Genomic DNA, 14689 nt, shown 5'->3' on the forward strand with positions numbered 1-14689 from the left:
GCCAAATTTTATGAAATTTTATTAAAAACAATCATTTGGCGGATCTGGCTGTAACACTAGCAAGAATTTGACACTGTCTTGTATCGATTGACTATAGGAAGTGCGCGCAAGCAGTTATAAGAAGCAACTTTATTAGTTACCTAACGACTCGAACCTTTCACCCAGCTTTCAAAAGCCGTCGAAACCTCGAACCGATGAAAGAAAGTTGAAAATTCTTTTAATTGTATGTGACCCACCCACCGGTTGCGGGCATCAGTACAAGTAACCAGCCGAACGGTAAGCCCAACCGACGGCACATCACTTGATTGGGCATACAGAGAGAAGACCCCATGACCGCCCCGCTCCGTATCAACGAAGCTCTTTTGATTGCCGACCGCGCGTTCAAGCCATTTCAATGCGTGGCCTGGGCCCCACAAGACGGCAACGGCGAACTCAGCCTGACCGTCATCGACCGCACCAATACCTGCATTCGCAAGCAGATCCCAAGCAGTGCCTATACCGACCCGGCACAACTGGAACATGTTCTGGAAGAAGCCCGTAAAGAGCTGAGCCAGGAAGGTTACGCGCTGCAATCGTGGTCGATGCCGCACTAATCTTTTTGCGGATTACTTATCGGTAATCCGCACCCTCCCCCATGATCGTTAGTTTGCCGGCCTTGCCAGCAGACAATACGCGCAACATTTATTTGTACCTGAACGCGGCCAAATACTTGGCAGGCTTGTCAGTGGGTCGAAAAGACACTGTTCTGGCACAAAACGCCCCTCCGTCTGTTAGTTATTACAGTTGTGCAACCAATCATTCAGGGATTGAATGTTTCTACTATAAGTCGCCCCCCAACTCCTGGATCAAGACGACTCGCAAGGAGATGCGTGCATGTCAACCCAGACCGCTGTGGTCCTGCCTGCGACGCTGAGCGCCGCCGGGGAGCTCGACAAAACCTTTGCCAGCGCCGGTAAAACCCAGGTGTATTTCGCCGGCAGCACGTCGAGCATGGCCACCGGCGTCGCGATTGATTCACAAGGCCGGCTGCTCGTCGCGGCCAAGGTCGGAACCCCGAGCGGCAGCCGCTTCGGTCTGGCCCGCCTGCTTGCGGATGGCTCGGCGGATCTGGCGTTCGGCAAACAAGGCAGTGTCATCAGCCAATTCGAACCCGGCTTCGAGTCCATGGGTGGCAAAGTGCTGATCCGGCCCGACGGGTGCATTCTGTTGGCCGGCCTGCACTATGAAAATGAGCACCAGACACTGCCTGCCCTCGCCTTGTTCGATCAGCAAGGCAAACCGGTCCCCGACTTTGGCGACAACGGACGCCGTGTCGTGCGCCTGCCGGGCAATCTTTCCCGGGGCGTGCGGGATGCCTGGCTTCCCCCCGGCGTACCGGGCGCCGAAGCCTGTGATGTGTGCGTGCAGGAAGACGGCCGGATGGTCCTGCTGGCCAATCATCATTTTGAACTGGCCGATCACGTCGGCCTGCTGGTGCGACTCAACCCCGACGGTTCGCTGGACGACACCTTCAACGGTCGTGGCTTCGTCCTGGTCAGACACCTGCTGATGAACACCTGGCTCAGCAGCCTGCTGGTGCAACGCGACGGCCGGATTCTGGTGGGCGGCTCGATCAACTTCCCTGAAGAAGGCCTGCTTGCGCGCTATCTAAGCGACGGCAGCCTGGACGACCGTTTCGCCGTGGATGGCTTCATGAGTTTCTTGGCACAAGGGCGTCACGCCCAGGTCAGCCAGGTCGTCCAGCAGGCCAACGGCGACCTGCACTGTTTTGGCAGCAGCCGCGACCCGATGCATTGCATGGCCTTGAAAGTACACAGCAACGGTCGCCCGGACATCCATTGCAACGGTGGCCAGCCGCATTTGCTGGGGATCGGCCACAGTGGCTGCCAGTGGACCGCCGCCCACGCCCTTGCAGACGGGCGTGTGCTGACCGTTGGCGCGACCATCGGCGGTGTCGAAGCCGACTTCATCCTGGCCCGGCATCGCCCTGACGGACAACTCGACGAGCTGTTCGGCAAAGGCATCGGCTGGGTCCGCACCCGCCTGGGTCGCAGCCTGGATACCGCAACGTCGCTGGCCGTGCAGGACGATGGCAACATTGTCGTAGGCGGCTATTCACTGGATGGCAACTACCGGGCAATCGTCGCTCGCTATCTGGGATAGGCCTGCCGAGCTTTCCTGCGCTTGATCTTCCGTACCGCTTGCGGCAAGTTGCGCGCTTCTTAATACAAGGAGCAGCCGATGTCCGGCTCAATGGCCCAGGCGTTCGCGCATAATTTTCTCGGGCACTCACCTCGCTGGTACAAGGCCAGTATTGTCGGTTTCCTGATTCTCAATGCCCTGGTGCTATGGACCGTAGGTCCGGTAGCGGCCGGTTGGCTGCTGGTGCTGGAATTCATCTTCACCCTGGCCATGGCGCTCAAGTGCTATCCGCTGATGCCGGGCGGCTTGCTGCTGGTCGAAGCGCTGTTGCTGAAGATGACCACGCCTCAGGCGCTGTATGACGAACTGCTGCACAACTTCCCGGTGATTCTGCTGCTGATGTTCATGGTGGCCGGCATCTACTTCATGAAAGACCTGCTGCTGTTTCTGTTTTCGCGCCTGCTGCTCGGCGTTCGCTCCAAAGCCATGCTGGCGTTGATGTTCTGCTTTCTTTCGGCGTTCCTCTCGGCTTTTCTCGATGCCTTGACCGTGACCGCTGTGATCATCAGTGCCGCCGTGGGGTTTTACTCGGTGTATCACCGTGTCGCTTCGGGTAACGATCCGCGCCAGGACAGCGAATTCAACGATGACCAGCATCTGCCAACGCTGCATCACGGGGACCTCGAACAGTTCCGCGCCTTCCTGCGCAGCTTGCTGATGCACGGCGCCGTGGGCACTGCACTGGGTGGCGTTTGCACGCTGGTCGGCGAACCGCAGAACCTGCTGATCGGCCACGAAATGGGTTGGCACTTCTCTGAGTTCTTCCTGAAAGTCGCCCCGGTTTCCATGCCGGTGCTGGTGGCGGGCCTGGTGACCTGCGTGCTGCTGGAGAAACTGCGCTGGTTCGGTTACGGCACGCTCCTGCCAGACAACGTGCGCGCGGTGCTGGCCAATTACGCCGCCGAAGACAACGCCCAACGCACCTCACACCAACGCGCTGCGCTGATCGTTCAGGGGCTGGCGGCGCTGATACTGATTGCCGCCCTGGCGTTCCATATTGCCGAAGTCGGCTTGATCGGCTTGATGGTGATCGTGCTGATTACCGCATTCACGGGCATCACTGACGAGCACCGCATCGGCAACGCCTTCAAGGACGCCATGCCGTTCACGGCGCTGCTGGTGGTGTTTTTCGCGGTAGTGGCGGTGATTCACGACCAGCAGTTGTTCACGCCGCTGATCCAGTGGGTGCTGGCGCTGCCGGCGAATCAGCAACCGGGCATGCTGTTTATTGCCAACGGTTTACTCTCGGCGATCAGCGACAACGTGTTCGTCGCGACCATTTACATCACCGAAGTGAAACAGGCGTTCATCTCCGGCCACATGAGCCGTGAGCATTTCGAGACACTGGCGATTGCGATCAACACCGGCACCAACCTGCCGAGCGTGGCGACGCCGAATGGCCAGGCAGCGTTTCTGTTTCTGCTGACGTCGGCGATTGCCCCGCTGATTCGCCTGTCGTATGGGCGGATGGTGTGGATGGCGTTGCCGTATACGGTGGTGATGGGTGTGCTGGGCTGGTATGCGGTGAGTTTCTGGCTTTGAGTCGGCAGGTTTGACGCCTTCGCGGGCAAGCCACGCTCCTACAGATTCACCGCTAACTTGTAGGAGCGAGGCTTGCCCGCGAAGAACGATAACGCGGTTAACCTGCGTTGATGATGTACCGCTCGATCGCCTGCGCCGCGCCGTCTTCGGTATTGGCCCCGGTCACTACGTCGGCCTGACGCTTCACCGCCTCCTCCGCCTGACCCATGGCAATCGACAATCCGGCGCGATGAAACATCGCCGGGTCATTGCCGCCATCGCCCATGGCGGCGGTCTGCCCGAGCGGTACACCGAGGAACTCTGCCAGTGTCGCCAGTGCGTCCCCCTTGTTTGCCTGCATCGCGGTCACGTCGAGGTACACCGGCTGCGAGCGTGACACCTGCGCCTGGCCCTCGACCCTGGGCAGCAACTGCGCCTCAAGCTCAATCAACAACTGCGTGTTGTTGCTCGCCGCGACGATCTTGTCGATGTATTCCAGATAGGGCTCGAAACTCTCCACCACCACGGGCGGATACCCCAGGCCGTGCTGTTCCCGTGGCACCATGGGGCCATTCGAGTCTTTCACCAGCCAGTCGCCGCCGCTGAACACCCACACCTCGATGTCCGGCAGATCGGCAAACTGCGTCAACGTGGTCAGCGCGGCCGTTGCCGGCAAGTAATGCGCGACCAGCAAACTGCCGTCGGGGTTTACGATGGTGCCGCCATTGAACGCCGCCGTCGGCAGATCGACGCCCAAGGCTTCGATCTGTTGCAGCATGGCTTTCGGCGGCCGGCCGGTGGCCAGGCTGAACAGCACGCCCGACTCACGCAACGAACGGACCGCGTCGATGGTGCGCTGACTGAGGCTGTGATCGGGCAGTAACAATGTGCCGTCCATGTCACTGAGCAAAAAGCGGATGGGTTGTTGCGTTTCGTCACTCATCCGAGGCTATGCCAGACGCGACCATCGCGGGTCAGCAGGTCTTCTGCCGCCGCCGGCCCGTCTTCGCCCGCCGCGTAAGTCTGCACGCTCGCATCCTGCTGCCAGGCATCGAGGAACGGTTGCACGGCACGCCAGCCGTTCTCGATGTTGTCGGCGCGCTGGAACAGCGTCTGATCGCCGGTCAGGCAATCGTAGATCAGGGTTTCGTAGCCGGTGGACGGCTGCATTTCGAAGAAATCCTTGTAGGCAAAACCCAGTTCGATATTGGCCATTTTCAACGCGGGGCCGGGGCGCTTGGCCAACAGGTCGAACCACATGCCTTCGTTGGGTTGAATCTGAATCCGCAGATAGGTCGGTTGCAGCTCATCGACCTCGGTATCACGGAACTGCGCGTAAGGCGCCGGTTTGAAGCAGATGACAATCTCGGTGTCGCGCACGCTCATGCGCTTGCCAGTGCGCAGGTAGAACGGCACGCCGACCCAACGCCAGTTGTCGATCATGACTTTGAGCGCGACATAAGTTTCCGTCGTGCTGTCGGGCGCTACGTTGTTTTCCTGGCGATAACCCGCCAACGGCTTGCCGTCGATTTCGCCAGCGGCGTATTGGCCGCGCACCGAATTGGCCCGTGCCTCTTCGGTGGACCAGGGACGGATCGCCCCCACTACTTTGGCCTTCTCGCCGCGAACCGCATCGGCGCCAAAGGCAGCCGGCGGTTCCATGGCCACCATCGCCAATAGCTGGAACAGGTGATTGGGCACCATGTCCCGCAGGGCGCCGGTGTGTTCATAAAAACTGCCACGGGTTTCCACGCCGACGGTTTCCGCGGCGGTGATCTGTACGTGGTCGATGTAATGGTTGTTCCAGAACGCTTCGAACAGGCTGTTGGAGAACCGGCTGATCAGAATGTTCTGCACGGTTTCCTTGCCCAGATAGTGATCGATCCGGTAGATCTGGTTTTCCGTCATGACCTTGAGCAAGCACGCGTTCAAGGCTTCGGCGGTGTGCAGGTCAGAGCCGAACGGCTTTTCGATGACTACCCTTCTGAACGCTTCCGGCGTCTCTTGCAGCAAACCGGCAGCGCCGAGACGACGCACCACTTCGCTGAAGAAACGTGGCGCGGTGGCCAGGTAGAACACCGCGTTGCCGGTGCCGCTGGCGGCGATTTTCGCCGCCAGCGCCTGATACGTGCTGTCGTCCAGGAAGTCGCCCTGGACGTAGCTGATGCCTTTGGCCAGTTTGGCCCACAACGCCGGGTCAAGGGCTTGATCGCCCTTGCCGACTTTGCTTGCCACTTCGGCCCGAATGAAGTCTTCGAGCTTCTGGGCAAACGCTTCGTCGGTGATGGCGTTGTGGTCGACGCCGATGATCCGCAGTCCATCGCCAAGCAGACCGTCGCGACTCAGGTTGTACAGCGCCGGCATCAGCAAGCGCTTGACCAGGTCACCGTGGGCACCGAACAGGAACAGCGTGGTCGGTGGTGCGGGTTCTGCCTTGGATTTATTGCGGATCAAACGGGTCATTTCTTCGCAGTCTCCACGTGGCCGCCGAAGCCGAAGCGCTGGGCCGAGAGAATCTTGTCGCCAAAGGTGCCTTGGCCACGCGAGCGATAGCGGGCGAACAGCGAGTTCGACAGCACGGGCACCGGTACCGCTTGTTCCATGGCCGCTTCAATGGTCCATTGACCTTCCCCGCTGTCCGCTACGGAACCGGAGAAATTATCGAGCTGCGGATCGGCAGCCAGGGCATCGGCGGTCAGGTCGAGCAGCCACGACGAGACCACGCTGCCACGACGCCAGACTTCGGCGATATCGCCGACGTTCAGGTTGAAGCGCTGGTCTTCCGGCAGGTTGGTGCTGGCCTTGGTCTTGAGGATGTCGAAGCCTTCGGCGAAGGCCTGCATCATTCCGTATTCGATGCCGTTGTGGATCATCTTCACGAAATGGCCGGAACCTGCGGGGCCGGCGTGGATGTAACCGCGTTCGGCGCGATCGTCGTCCGACTTGCGGTCCTTGGTGCGCGGGATGTCACCCATGCCAGGCGCCAGGCTGTCGAACAGTGGATCGAGGCGTTTAACCACGTCGGCTTCGCCACCGATCATCATGCAGTAACCGCGCTCCAGGCCCCAGACGCCGCCGGAGGTACCGACATCGATGTAGTGCAGGCCTTTTTCCGAGAGGGTTTTTGCCCGGCGAATGTCGTCCTTATAGAAGGTGTTGCCGCCGTCGATGATGGTGTCGCCGGCTTCAAGCAAGGTGCTCAGGGTGTCGATGGTGTCTTCGGTCGGTGCGCCTGCCGGCAGCATGATCCAGACCGCTCGTGGTTTGGCCAGGCCGGCGACCAGGGCCGGCAGGTCGGTGACGCCCTTGGCGCCTTCGGCGGCCAGGGTGTCGACGAAGGCGGTATTGCGGTCGTAAACAACGGTGGTGTGCCCGTTGAGCATCAGGCGCCGCGCAATATTGCCGCCCATGCGGCCCAGTCCAATAATCCCGAGTTGCATGTGCTGATGCTCCCTACTACAAATAAATGTGTGTCAAAGGTTATAGCCCAACGCGACTAATGAGGGTTAGTCCAGAGCGTTGGCATGAAGTTTCCGGGCATTGTGCCCGATCCTGATTGATAACGTCGGGAATCGTGCCGAAGACACAACGACCACGAAAAATAAAAAAGTTCCCTTCCGGGACAAAAGAAATCAAAATCAGCGCCGATAGTAAATCAGCACCGATGTCGGGGCGGATTTACAGTTGAGGCAAGCCATTTGCGAGGTGAGCAATGGGCACAGTACAAGCAGCACGGCCAGCACAAACCCTTTACGTCACGATCCGTCGTGATGAATTGCGCCAGTTGAAAGACGAACGCGACCAGCTCAAACAGGAAGTCGAGCAATTGCGCCTGCTGACGCAAGGTATCCAGGCTCAGCCGATGCCTGTCACTTTGCGCGCTCCCCACGCCTGATCCCCTCGCCTGAATCGGAAGCAGCCAATCGCTGTTTCCGATACGCCATCACGATTTACCCGCGCCCAGCAGCTCACAAAACTTTCACACGCCCTTGTTGATACTCCGGTCCTTTATGGCCGCCCGGTATCTGCGCGGCGCCTGTTCGTCGGCGACCTTCCCGTCCCGGCGGTGGAAGTGATTTCTGGCTGGAGCACGCAATGGCTTTGTATGAACGCAGCAATTCGACTGCGGACAAGTTTGATTGGGCAGGGTTTCTCTGGCTGTTTCTGTTCTTCTGGTATTTCTCCGGCATTACCCAACTGCTGATCCAATTGACGGGCACCTCCGGGTTCAGCGGTTTCCGCCAGGCCTTCACCATGAGCGCCATCTGGCTGGCGCCGATGCTGCTGTTTCCCCGCAAGACGCGTGTATTGGCGGCGCTGATCGGCGTGGTGCTGTGGGCCTGTTCCATGGCCAGTCTCGGTTACTTCTTCATCTATCAGCAGGAATTTTCCCAGAGCGTCATCTTCATCATGTTCGAGTCGAACATCTCTGAAGCCGGCGAGTACATGACCCAGTATTTTGCCTGGTGGATGGTGGCGGCATTTGTCGCCCACACGCTGTTCGCCTATTTCCTGTGGACCCGCTTGCGCCCGGTGTACATGCCCCGTGGTCGCGCATTGGTCGCCGCGACCGCCATTCTGGTGGCCGTGGTGGGTTATCCGCTAGCCAAGCAGACCGTTCACACCGGCAGTTTCGCCAGTGGTTTCGAGAAGTTCGAAACCCGTATCGAACCGGCAGTGCCGTGGCAGATGGCCGTGGCCTATCACCGCTACCTCGACACCCTGGCCGACATGCAGGGCATGCTCGACAGCGCGAGCAAGATTCCACCGCTGCACAATTTCAAGGATTCGATGGCCAATCAGCCTGCCACCCTGGTGCTGGTGATCGGCGAATCCACCAACCGTCAGCGCATGAGTCTCTACGGCTACCCGCGTGAAACCACGCCGGAACTGGACAAGCTCAAGGACCAACTGGCGGTCTTCAATAACGTCATCACCCCGCGCCCTTACACCATCGAGGCATTGCAGCAGGTCCTGACGTTCGCCGACGAAGAAAACCCGGAGCTGTACCTGTCGACGCCGTCGCTGGTCAGCATGATGAAACAGGCGGGCTACAAGACCTTCTGGATCACCAACCAGCAAACCATGACCAAGCGCAACACCATGCTCACGACCTTCTCCGAGCAGGCCGACGAGCAGGTGTACCTGAACAACAACCGCAACCAGAACGCCGCCCAGTACGATGGCGACGTGATCGAGCCGTTCAACAAGGCCCTGGCCGACGCGGCGCCACGCAAGTTGATCGTTGTGCATTTGCTCGGCACACACATGAGCTATCAGTACCGCTACCCATCGACCTTCGACAAGTTCAAGGACCGCAACGGCGTTCCGGCTGGCGTGCGTGACGATCAGTTGCCGACCTACAACAGCTATGACAACGCGGTGCTGTACAACGATTTCGTGGTTTCGAGCCTGATCAAGGATTACGCCAAGACCGATCCTAACGGCTTCCTGCTGTACCTCTCCGACCACGGCGAAGACGTTTTCGACTCTGCCGGTCACAACACCCTGGGTCGCAACGAGGCCAAGCCGACGGCGCCGATGTACACCATTCCATTCATGGCCTGGGCCTCGCCGAAATGGCGCGAAAGCCATGACTGGAGCTTTGCCGGTGATCTGGGGCGGCCGTACAGCAGCTCGCACCTGATCCATACCTGGGCCGATCTGGCGGGGCTGAGCTTCGATGAACTGGATCGCAGCAAGAGCGTGGTCAGCGACAGTTTCAAGCCGCGCCCACTGCTGATCGGCAATCCTTATGAGCGCGAGCAGAAAGCGCTGATCGACTTCAGCCTGATCAAACCCAAGGTGAAGCCGACCCCGGCAGTCGCTCAGCAGTAGATCTGTAGGAGCGATGCTTGCTCGCGAAGAGGTCGGCAGATTCAACATCTATGCTGGCTGGGTCAACGTCTTCGCGAGCAAGCTTCGCTCCTACAATTACCTCGGAAGATAATAATAATTCTCGTTTATAACTAAATACCCCCGCCCTCCTTCGTCTTTGAACAAACGGAATTTTTTCATTGACGACAAGGAGTCGGCTGCGATGTTCGCGCCTATCACCCGTTCCATGACCTTTACCCTTGGGTTTTGCAGTGCCGTACTAAGCCCGGACCTACTGGCTGAAACCGACCCGGACAAACAACCCTCCGCCCTGGTACTCGGTGCCACCAGCGTCACGGCCCAAGGCTTGGGCAGCACCACCGAAAACACCGGGTCGTACACCACCGGCGCCATGAGCACCGCCACCCGTTTGAACCTGTCGATCAAGGAGACGCCGCAATCGGTGTCCGTGATCACGCGCCAGCAAATGGACGACTTCAAACTCGACACGCTCTCCGACGCCATGCGCCAGACCACGGGCGTGGTGGTTCAGCACAACGACTCGGACCGGGTCGTCTATTCCTCCCGCGGCTACACGATCAACAATTTCCAGATCGACGGGATGCTCAACACCTTCAACTACATGAAGTCCGATTCCGACACCATCATCTATGACCGTATCGAAGTCGTGCGCGGCGCAACCGGCCTGACCACGGGCGCAGGCGACCCTTCGGCCACCATCAACATGGTGCGCAAGCGTCCGACGGCGCAGTGGGAAGCCAAAACCGGTGTCAGCGGCGGCAGTTATGACGATTACTACAGTTACGTCGATGTCGGCGGGCCGCTGGCGTTCGACGGACGCTTGCGCGGGCGCAGCGTGCTGGCCTATCGCGACAGTCATTCGGTACGCGACAAGTATCAGCTGCAAAGGGAAGTCGGCTACGGGATTCTCGAAGCCGACCTGACCGACGATACGCTGCTCGCCGTGGGTTATGACTATCAGGACAAACAGGTGCAGGGCACCTCCTGGGGGACCGTGCCCTACTGGAACGCAGACGGCAGCAAAGCCGGCCTCGGCCGCTCCACCAACATGGCCACCCCCTGGAGTTCCTGGCCGCTGAAAGACAAGACCGCGTTCGCCACGCTGGATCAGCAACTGGGGATGGGCTGGCACCTCAAGGCGGCTTACACCCATCGCGAAAGCGACACCGACGGCAAGATTTACTACGGCGGTGGCGGCTTCCCCGAGGCGGATCGCAGCGGCATGATCGCCAACGTCAGCCACATGATCGGCACGCAAAAAATGAAGGCTTACGACTTCAACGTGTCCGGACCCTATTCATTGTTCGGGCGTGAGCACGAAATGATGCTCGGGTATGGCGAAGCCGAACGCAGCGACGAAAGCCCACACACCGTCGATGGCGCCCGCGCGAAGGACTACGAAAACGTACCCGACTGGAAGTACATGGGCGGCATCCCCAAATTCCCCGACACCGTCACCAGCCTGCGTGGCTCCAGCGACAACACCCGCCAAAAGGCCGGTTACCTGGCCACTCGCCTGACGTTGACCGACGATCTGCACGCCGTCCTCGGCAGCCGCTATGGCAGCTGGAAAGCGTCGAAAACGGCTAACAGTTACACCGACAATCTGCAGTTGAGCGAGTCCGAAGTTACCCGCCAGCAACACAACGACCTATGGACGCCATACGCCGGACTGCTGTACGACCTGACGCCCGAATACACGGCTTACATCAGCTACACCGATATCTTCAAGCCACAAACCAACCGCGACAGCAGCCGCAAGTACCTCGAACCGGTGGTGGGCAGCAACTATGAACTTGGCCTCAAGGGCAGCCTGCTGGAAGAGCGACTGAACCTCGCCACCGCCGTGTTCTGGAGCAAACAGGACAATGTCGCCGAACGCGACGATTCGGTGCCGCCGGACCCGGTTACCGGCGAGGAGTTCTACACCTCCAGCGGTAAGGGCAACAAGGTTCAGGGGTTCGAGGCCGAGCTCTCCGGCGAGGTCATGCCGCACTGGAACATGACCGCCGGTTACACCTACACCCACTCGGTCAATGGCGAGGAAAAACGCACCAATACCAGTCAGCCGCTGAACCTGCTTCGGGTGTCGACTTCGTATCGCTTGCCTGGCGACTGGCAGGCCCTGACCGTGGGCGGTGCAGTGAACTGGCAAAGTGACGTTTACCGCGCCGCCAATCGCCCGGTCGGACGCAACGCCGCTGGCAATGTGATAACTGAACGCACAAACATCCGGCAAGGCGCCTACACCGTGGTCAACCTGATGTCACGTTACGAGTTCGACCCGCACCTGTCCGCCTCGCTCAACGTCGAGAACCTGTTCGACAAGAAGTATTACGACAACGTCGGTTTCTATAACGGTGTGTATTGGGGTGATCCGCGTACGGTGACACTGAGCCTGGACTGGAAACTCTAGGCGCAGTTAATTCCCAATCGACGAAATCGGCAGATAATGTTCTCGCGACATTGCTTCATGGATGAAAAGCACCCGATATCCGTTTTGGGAGGCGAACCATGAAATGTACACCCTTGATCGTTGCCGGCCTGATGACGTTCGTTTCGGTCAGCGCATTTGCCGAAGGTGGCGCAGAACGCATGCGCTATTACTACGAAAGCCTGCGGCTCAGCCAACAGGAGAATCAAAGCCAGCAAACCGCTGAGGTCCGGGTTCCGGACGATCAAACGGCGCAAGTGACCGAGCATTACAAACGCTAGATGTAGGAGCCAGGCTTGCCGGCGAAGGCGATTTCAAATACGCCTTCGCCGGCAAGCCTGGCTCCTACGAAGAGCGCGATGCTACAACGCCTTGGTCCAGAACAGCATCCGGCCGTGCTCCGGATCGAACATGCCGGCGCTGAAGCCGAATTTAGCGTAGGACGACTGCGCCACGGCATTGCCTTCCAGCACCTCCAGCGTGATTTTGCAGCAGCCGCGCTGACGGGCGATTTCCTCGACCTTTTGCAGCATCTTCTGGCTCAGGCCCAATCCGCGAAACTGTTTCACCACCACCACGTCATGCACGTTGACCAATGGCCGACAGGCAAACGTCGAAAAACCTTCAAAGCAATTGACCAGCCCTGCCGGTTCACCCCCGACGAACGCCAGCACGCTGTACGCATGGGGACGTTTGGCGAGTTCCCTCGGAAGGTGCTCCAGCACCTCGGCCGGCAAAGAATGACCGATACCCATCGGGTCCTCGGCGTAATGATTCAACACCTGACCTATCGCCTCGGCATGCACCGGATTGGTGTAACTGGCCTGAAGCACTAGAATTTCTGCGGATTCCATTTCCACCTCGATTACACATGAATTGCCCCGGCGCGCAGATCGCGCCGCAGGGCACAGCGACCCTATCGCGAGTCCCGTTCATCGCGCAATCTTTAAACAGAGGTGCCCCAGATCAATGCTTCGGTCCACCCCAGCTCGGCGAAATCCGCCGCCCTCAGGCCCGACTCCCCGGCGCAGAAAAACTCGTCCAATTGTGGTGGCGCGACCGACGTGCCGCTGAGCATGGCGTGTACTTGCCCGCGATGATGGATCTGATGCTCGAGCAGATGAGACAGCAGGCGCAAACGGCTGTCGTATTGCGGCGTGTCTCGGGCGATTGTCACAATCTTGCCCAGGTCGGCGTCGCGCATTTGCTCGCAATAGGCGATCAGGCGGCGGTCAACCTGGGCCTGTTCGCGCTGCAGGTCAGCGGCAGTGGTGAACGGCTCGTCTTTGTTGAAGAACACCGTGCATTCAGGATGCGGAACATCGCCACGCAACTCCCGTTCCAGCGCATCCATGTAAAACCAGTCGCAGGTCAGGATGTGGTTGAGGGTCGCACGCAGGCTGGGGAAGAAACTGACGCGCGGCGCCGCCAGCTCCTCTGCGCTCAACTGGCTCCAGGCCTTGGCCAGTCGATGATTGGCCCAGGCATTCTGATAAGCCATGGTCAGCAAATGGTGGGACAAGGGCTGATTCATGTTCGCGGCTCCTTGGGTTCAAGCGTCGGCGAAACGTTGCAGCTGCATTTCCTGTAGGCGACTGAGTGTGCGGCGGAACGGGAATTCCAGATAGCCTTCGGTGTAGAGCGATTCCATCGGCACCTGGGCTTCGAGGTACAACGGCACTTTGCGGTCATAGCATTCGTCCACCAACGCGATGAAGCGCCGCACACCGTCGTCGTGCACCGACAATTGCGGCAACTCGCGATCACCCGCCACCACCCGCTCGACCCCGTCTTCGGTGCCACGGGCGATGCGGCCGGCGCGTTTTTGCGCGCTGAGGTTGGGCACGTCACTCAACAGAATAGCCCTGAAGGTGTCGCACAGGGCCATGAAATCCATGGCGGCAAAGGGTTGTTCACAGAGGTCGGCGTATCGGCTCCAGAGCACGGTTTCACTGGCCTGCACCACATTCAGCGAGCGGTAACCGACCTTGATCGGTTCACTGGAGACTGACTGGCCGGCGGTCAGCGCCTTGAACACATCTTCCAGCGCGCCGGGTTGCCCGGGCGCGGCGACCCAATAGCGCTGCAAACCAGCGCCGGGATGCAGGCGATGGTCTTCGCCGCCATCCACCGCGATCACCTGCATGTGCTGCTTGATCGCCTCGATCGCGGGCACGAAGCGGTCGCGGTTGAAGCCATCGGCGTACAGCATGTCCGGCGGCTGATTGGACGTGCAGACCACCACCACGCCCTCCTCGAACATCACCTGAAACAAGCGCCCGAGAATGATTGCGTCGCCGATGTCGTTGACGAACAGCTCATCGAAACACAACACGCGGACTTCTTCGCTCAGCTCGCGGGCCAGGGCTTTGAGCGGATCGGCGGTGCCGGTCAGCTGAAACGAGCGTTGATGCACCCACCCCATAAAATGGTGAAAGTGCTGGCGCCGGGCCGGGACCTGCAGGCTTTGGTAAAACTGATCCATCAGCCAGGTCTTGCCACGCCCGACGGGGCCCCACAGGTACACGCCCGTGACCGGCGTCTGACCTTCATGCAACGCTTCATGGCATTTTTGCAACGCCCAGACGGCATGTTCCTGGGCTTCGTCCTGGACGAAGCCCTTCTGTTCGATGGCGTGTTGCCAGGCGCTTAACGGGGAGTCGGCATTCATGC

The 14689-nt window shown here is 59.6% G+C and carries 13 protein-coding genes; 7 read left to right on the forward strand and 6 right to left on the reverse strand.

What is annotated here, in order from left to right:
• The first annotated feature begins 329 nt into the window (after positions 1-329).
• The 3 genes from K5R88_RS06045 to nhaB all read left to right on the forward strand — a co-directional run bounded on the left by K5R88_RS06045 (position 330) and on the right by nhaB (position 3744).
• The gene (locus K5R88_RS06045) at positions 330-593 is read left to right on the forward strand and encodes a hypothetical protein (RefSeq protein ID WP_223451640.1); all 264 of its coding nucleotides are present in this window, start codon (positions 330-332) and stop codon (positions 591-593) included.
• Between the two features lie 280 nt (positions 594-873).
• Positions 874-2163, forward strand: coding sequence for a hypothetical protein (locus tag K5R88_RS06050; protein WP_223451641.1), 1290 nt, complete (start codon positions 874-876; stop codon positions 2161-2163).
• 78 nt (positions 2164-2241) lie between these two features.
• Positions 2242-3744, forward strand: a complete 1503-nt coding sequence (nhaB, locus tag K5R88_RS06055; RefSeq protein ID WP_008029909.1) for a sodium/proton antiporter NhaB — start codon at positions 2242-2244, stop codon at positions 3742-3744.
• Positions 3745-3841: 97 nt separating this feature from the next.
• Here the strand turns inward: nhaB and K5R88_RS06060 are convergent, their stop codons facing one another.
• The 3 genes from K5R88_RS06060 to gnd are packed head-to-tail and all read right to left on the reverse strand — an operon-like array spanning position 3842 to position 7163.
• On the reverse strand, positions 3842-4666 hold the full coding sequence (locus K5R88_RS06060) for an HAD family hydrolase (RefSeq protein WP_226299434.1): 825 nt from the start codon (positions 4664-4666) through the stop codon (positions 3842-3844).
• Positions 4663-6186 carry a glucose-6-phosphate dehydrogenase gene (gene zwf, locus K5R88_RS06065; protein ID WP_008029913.1) on the reverse strand — a complete coding sequence of 508 codons (1524 nt, stop codon included), beginning with the start codon at positions 6184-6186 and terminating at the stop codon, positions 4663-4665. Before zwf ends, K5R88_RS06060 begins: the two co-directional genes overlap by 4 nt.
• Entirely contained in the window at positions 6183-7163 is a 981-nt protein-coding gene (gnd, locus tag K5R88_RS06070; protein WP_226299435.1) for a phosphogluconate dehydrogenase (NAD(+)-dependent, decarboxylating), read from the reverse strand. Before gnd ends, zwf begins: the two co-directional genes overlap by 4 nt.
• A gap of 272 nt (positions 7164-7435) precedes the next feature.
• Here gnd and K5R88_RS06075 point away from each other — a divergent pair, with 272 nt between their 5' ends.
• The 4 genes from K5R88_RS06075 (at position 7436) to K5R88_RS06090 (ending at position 12297) form a co-directional block, all read left to right on the forward strand.
• The gene (locus K5R88_RS06075; protein WP_008029917.1) at positions 7436-7618 is read left to right on the forward strand and encodes a DUF6026 family protein; all 183 of its coding nucleotides are present in this window, start codon (positions 7436-7438) and stop codon (positions 7616-7618) included.
• Between the two features lie 200 nt (positions 7619-7818).
• On the forward strand, positions 7819-9561 hold the full coding sequence (locus tag K5R88_RS06080; RefSeq protein WP_207284383.1) for a phosphoethanolamine transferase CptA: 1743 nt from the start codon (positions 7819-7821) through the stop codon (positions 9559-9561).
• A 202-nt stretch (positions 9562-9763) separates the two neighbouring features.
• Positions 9764-11998, forward strand: coding sequence for a TonB-dependent siderophore receptor (locus K5R88_RS06085; protein WP_226299436.1), 2235 nt, complete (start codon positions 9764-9766; stop codon positions 11996-11998).
• Between the two features lie 98 nt (positions 11999-12096).
• On the forward strand, positions 12097-12297 hold the full coding sequence (locus K5R88_RS06090; protein ID WP_192227098.1) for a hypothetical protein: 201 nt from the start codon (positions 12097-12099) through the stop codon (positions 12295-12297).
• A gap of 81 nt (positions 12298-12378) precedes the next feature.
• On the opposite strand, the gene K5R88_RS06095 is transcribed toward K5R88_RS06090, so the two are convergent.
• The 3 genes from K5R88_RS06095 to zapE form a co-directional block, all read right to left on the reverse strand.
• Positions 12379-12870, reverse strand: a complete 492-nt coding sequence (locus K5R88_RS06095; protein ID WP_223451646.1) for a GNAT family N-acetyltransferase — start codon at positions 12868-12870, stop codon at positions 12379-12381.
• Positions 12871-12962: 92 nt separating this feature from the next.
• The gene (locus K5R88_RS06100; protein WP_008040241.1) at positions 12963-13550 is read right to left on the reverse strand and encodes a DinB family protein; all 588 of its coding nucleotides are present in this window, start codon (positions 13548-13550) and stop codon (positions 12963-12965) included.
• Positions 13551-13568: 18 nt separating this feature from the next.
• Entirely contained in the window at positions 13569-14687 is a 1119-nt protein-coding gene (zapE, locus tag K5R88_RS06105; protein ID WP_008040240.1) for a cell division protein ZapE, read from the reverse strand.
• Between the last annotated feature and the right edge of the window lie 2 nt (positions 14688-14689).

Source organism: Pseudomonas sp. MM213 (assembly GCF_020423045.1).
Taxonomy (GTDB): domain Bacteria; phylum Pseudomonadota; class Gammaproteobacteria; order Pseudomonadales; family Pseudomonadaceae; genus Aquipseudomonas; species Aquipseudomonas migulae.

What these genes read in the sequence shown, in the direction of transcription:
- K5R88_RS06090 (WP_192227098.1), top strand. Translation starts at nt 12,097, where the DNA reads ATGAAATGTACACCCTTGATCGTTGCCGGCCTGATGACGTTCGTTTCG.
- zapE (WP_008040240.1), bottom strand. Translation starts at nt 14,687, where the DNA reads ATGAATGCCGACTCCCCGTTAAGCGCCTGGCAACACGCCATCGAACAG.
- K5R88_RS06075 (WP_008029917.1), top strand. Translation starts at nt 7,436, where the DNA reads ATGGGCACAGTACAAGCAGCACGGCCAGCACAAACCCTTTACGTCACG.
- K5R88_RS06100 (WP_008040241.1), bottom strand. Translation starts at nt 13,550, where the DNA reads ATGAATCAGCCCTTGTCCCACCATTTGCTGACCATGGCTTATCAGAAT.
- K5R88_RS06050 (WP_223451641.1), top strand. Translation starts at nt 874, where the DNA reads ATGTCAACCCAGACCGCTGTGGTCCTGCCTGCGACGCTGAGCGCCGCC.
- zwf (WP_008029913.1), bottom strand. Translation starts at nt 6,186, where the DNA reads ATGACCCGTTTGATCCGCAATAAATCCAAGGCAGAACCCGCACCACCG.
- K5R88_RS06060 (WP_226299434.1), bottom strand. Translation starts at nt 4,666, where the DNA reads ATGAGTGACGAAACGCAACAACCCATCCGCTTTTTGCTCAGTGACATG.
- nhaB (WP_008029909.1), top strand. Translation starts at nt 2,242, where the DNA reads ATGTCCGGCTCAATGGCCCAGGCGTTCGCGCATAATTTTCTCGGGCAC.
- K5R88_RS06095 (WP_223451646.1), bottom strand. Translation starts at nt 12,870, where the DNA reads ATGGAATCCGCAGAAATTCTAGTGCTTCAGGCCAGTTACACCAATCCG.
- K5R88_RS06080 (WP_207284383.1), top strand. Translation starts at nt 7,819, where the DNA reads ATGGCTTTGTATGAACGCAGCAATTCGACTGCGGACAAGTTTGATTGG.
- K5R88_RS06085 (WP_226299436.1), top strand. Translation starts at nt 9,764, where the DNA reads ATGTTCGCGCCTATCACCCGTTCCATGACCTTTACCCTTGGGTTTTGC.
- K5R88_RS06045 (WP_223451640.1), top strand. Translation starts at nt 330, where the DNA reads ATGACCGCCCCGCTCCGTATCAACGAAGCTCTTTTGATTGCCGACCGC.
- gnd (WP_226299435.1), bottom strand. Translation starts at nt 7,163, where the DNA reads ATGCAACTCGGGATTATTGGACTGGGCCGCATGGGCGGCAATATTGCG.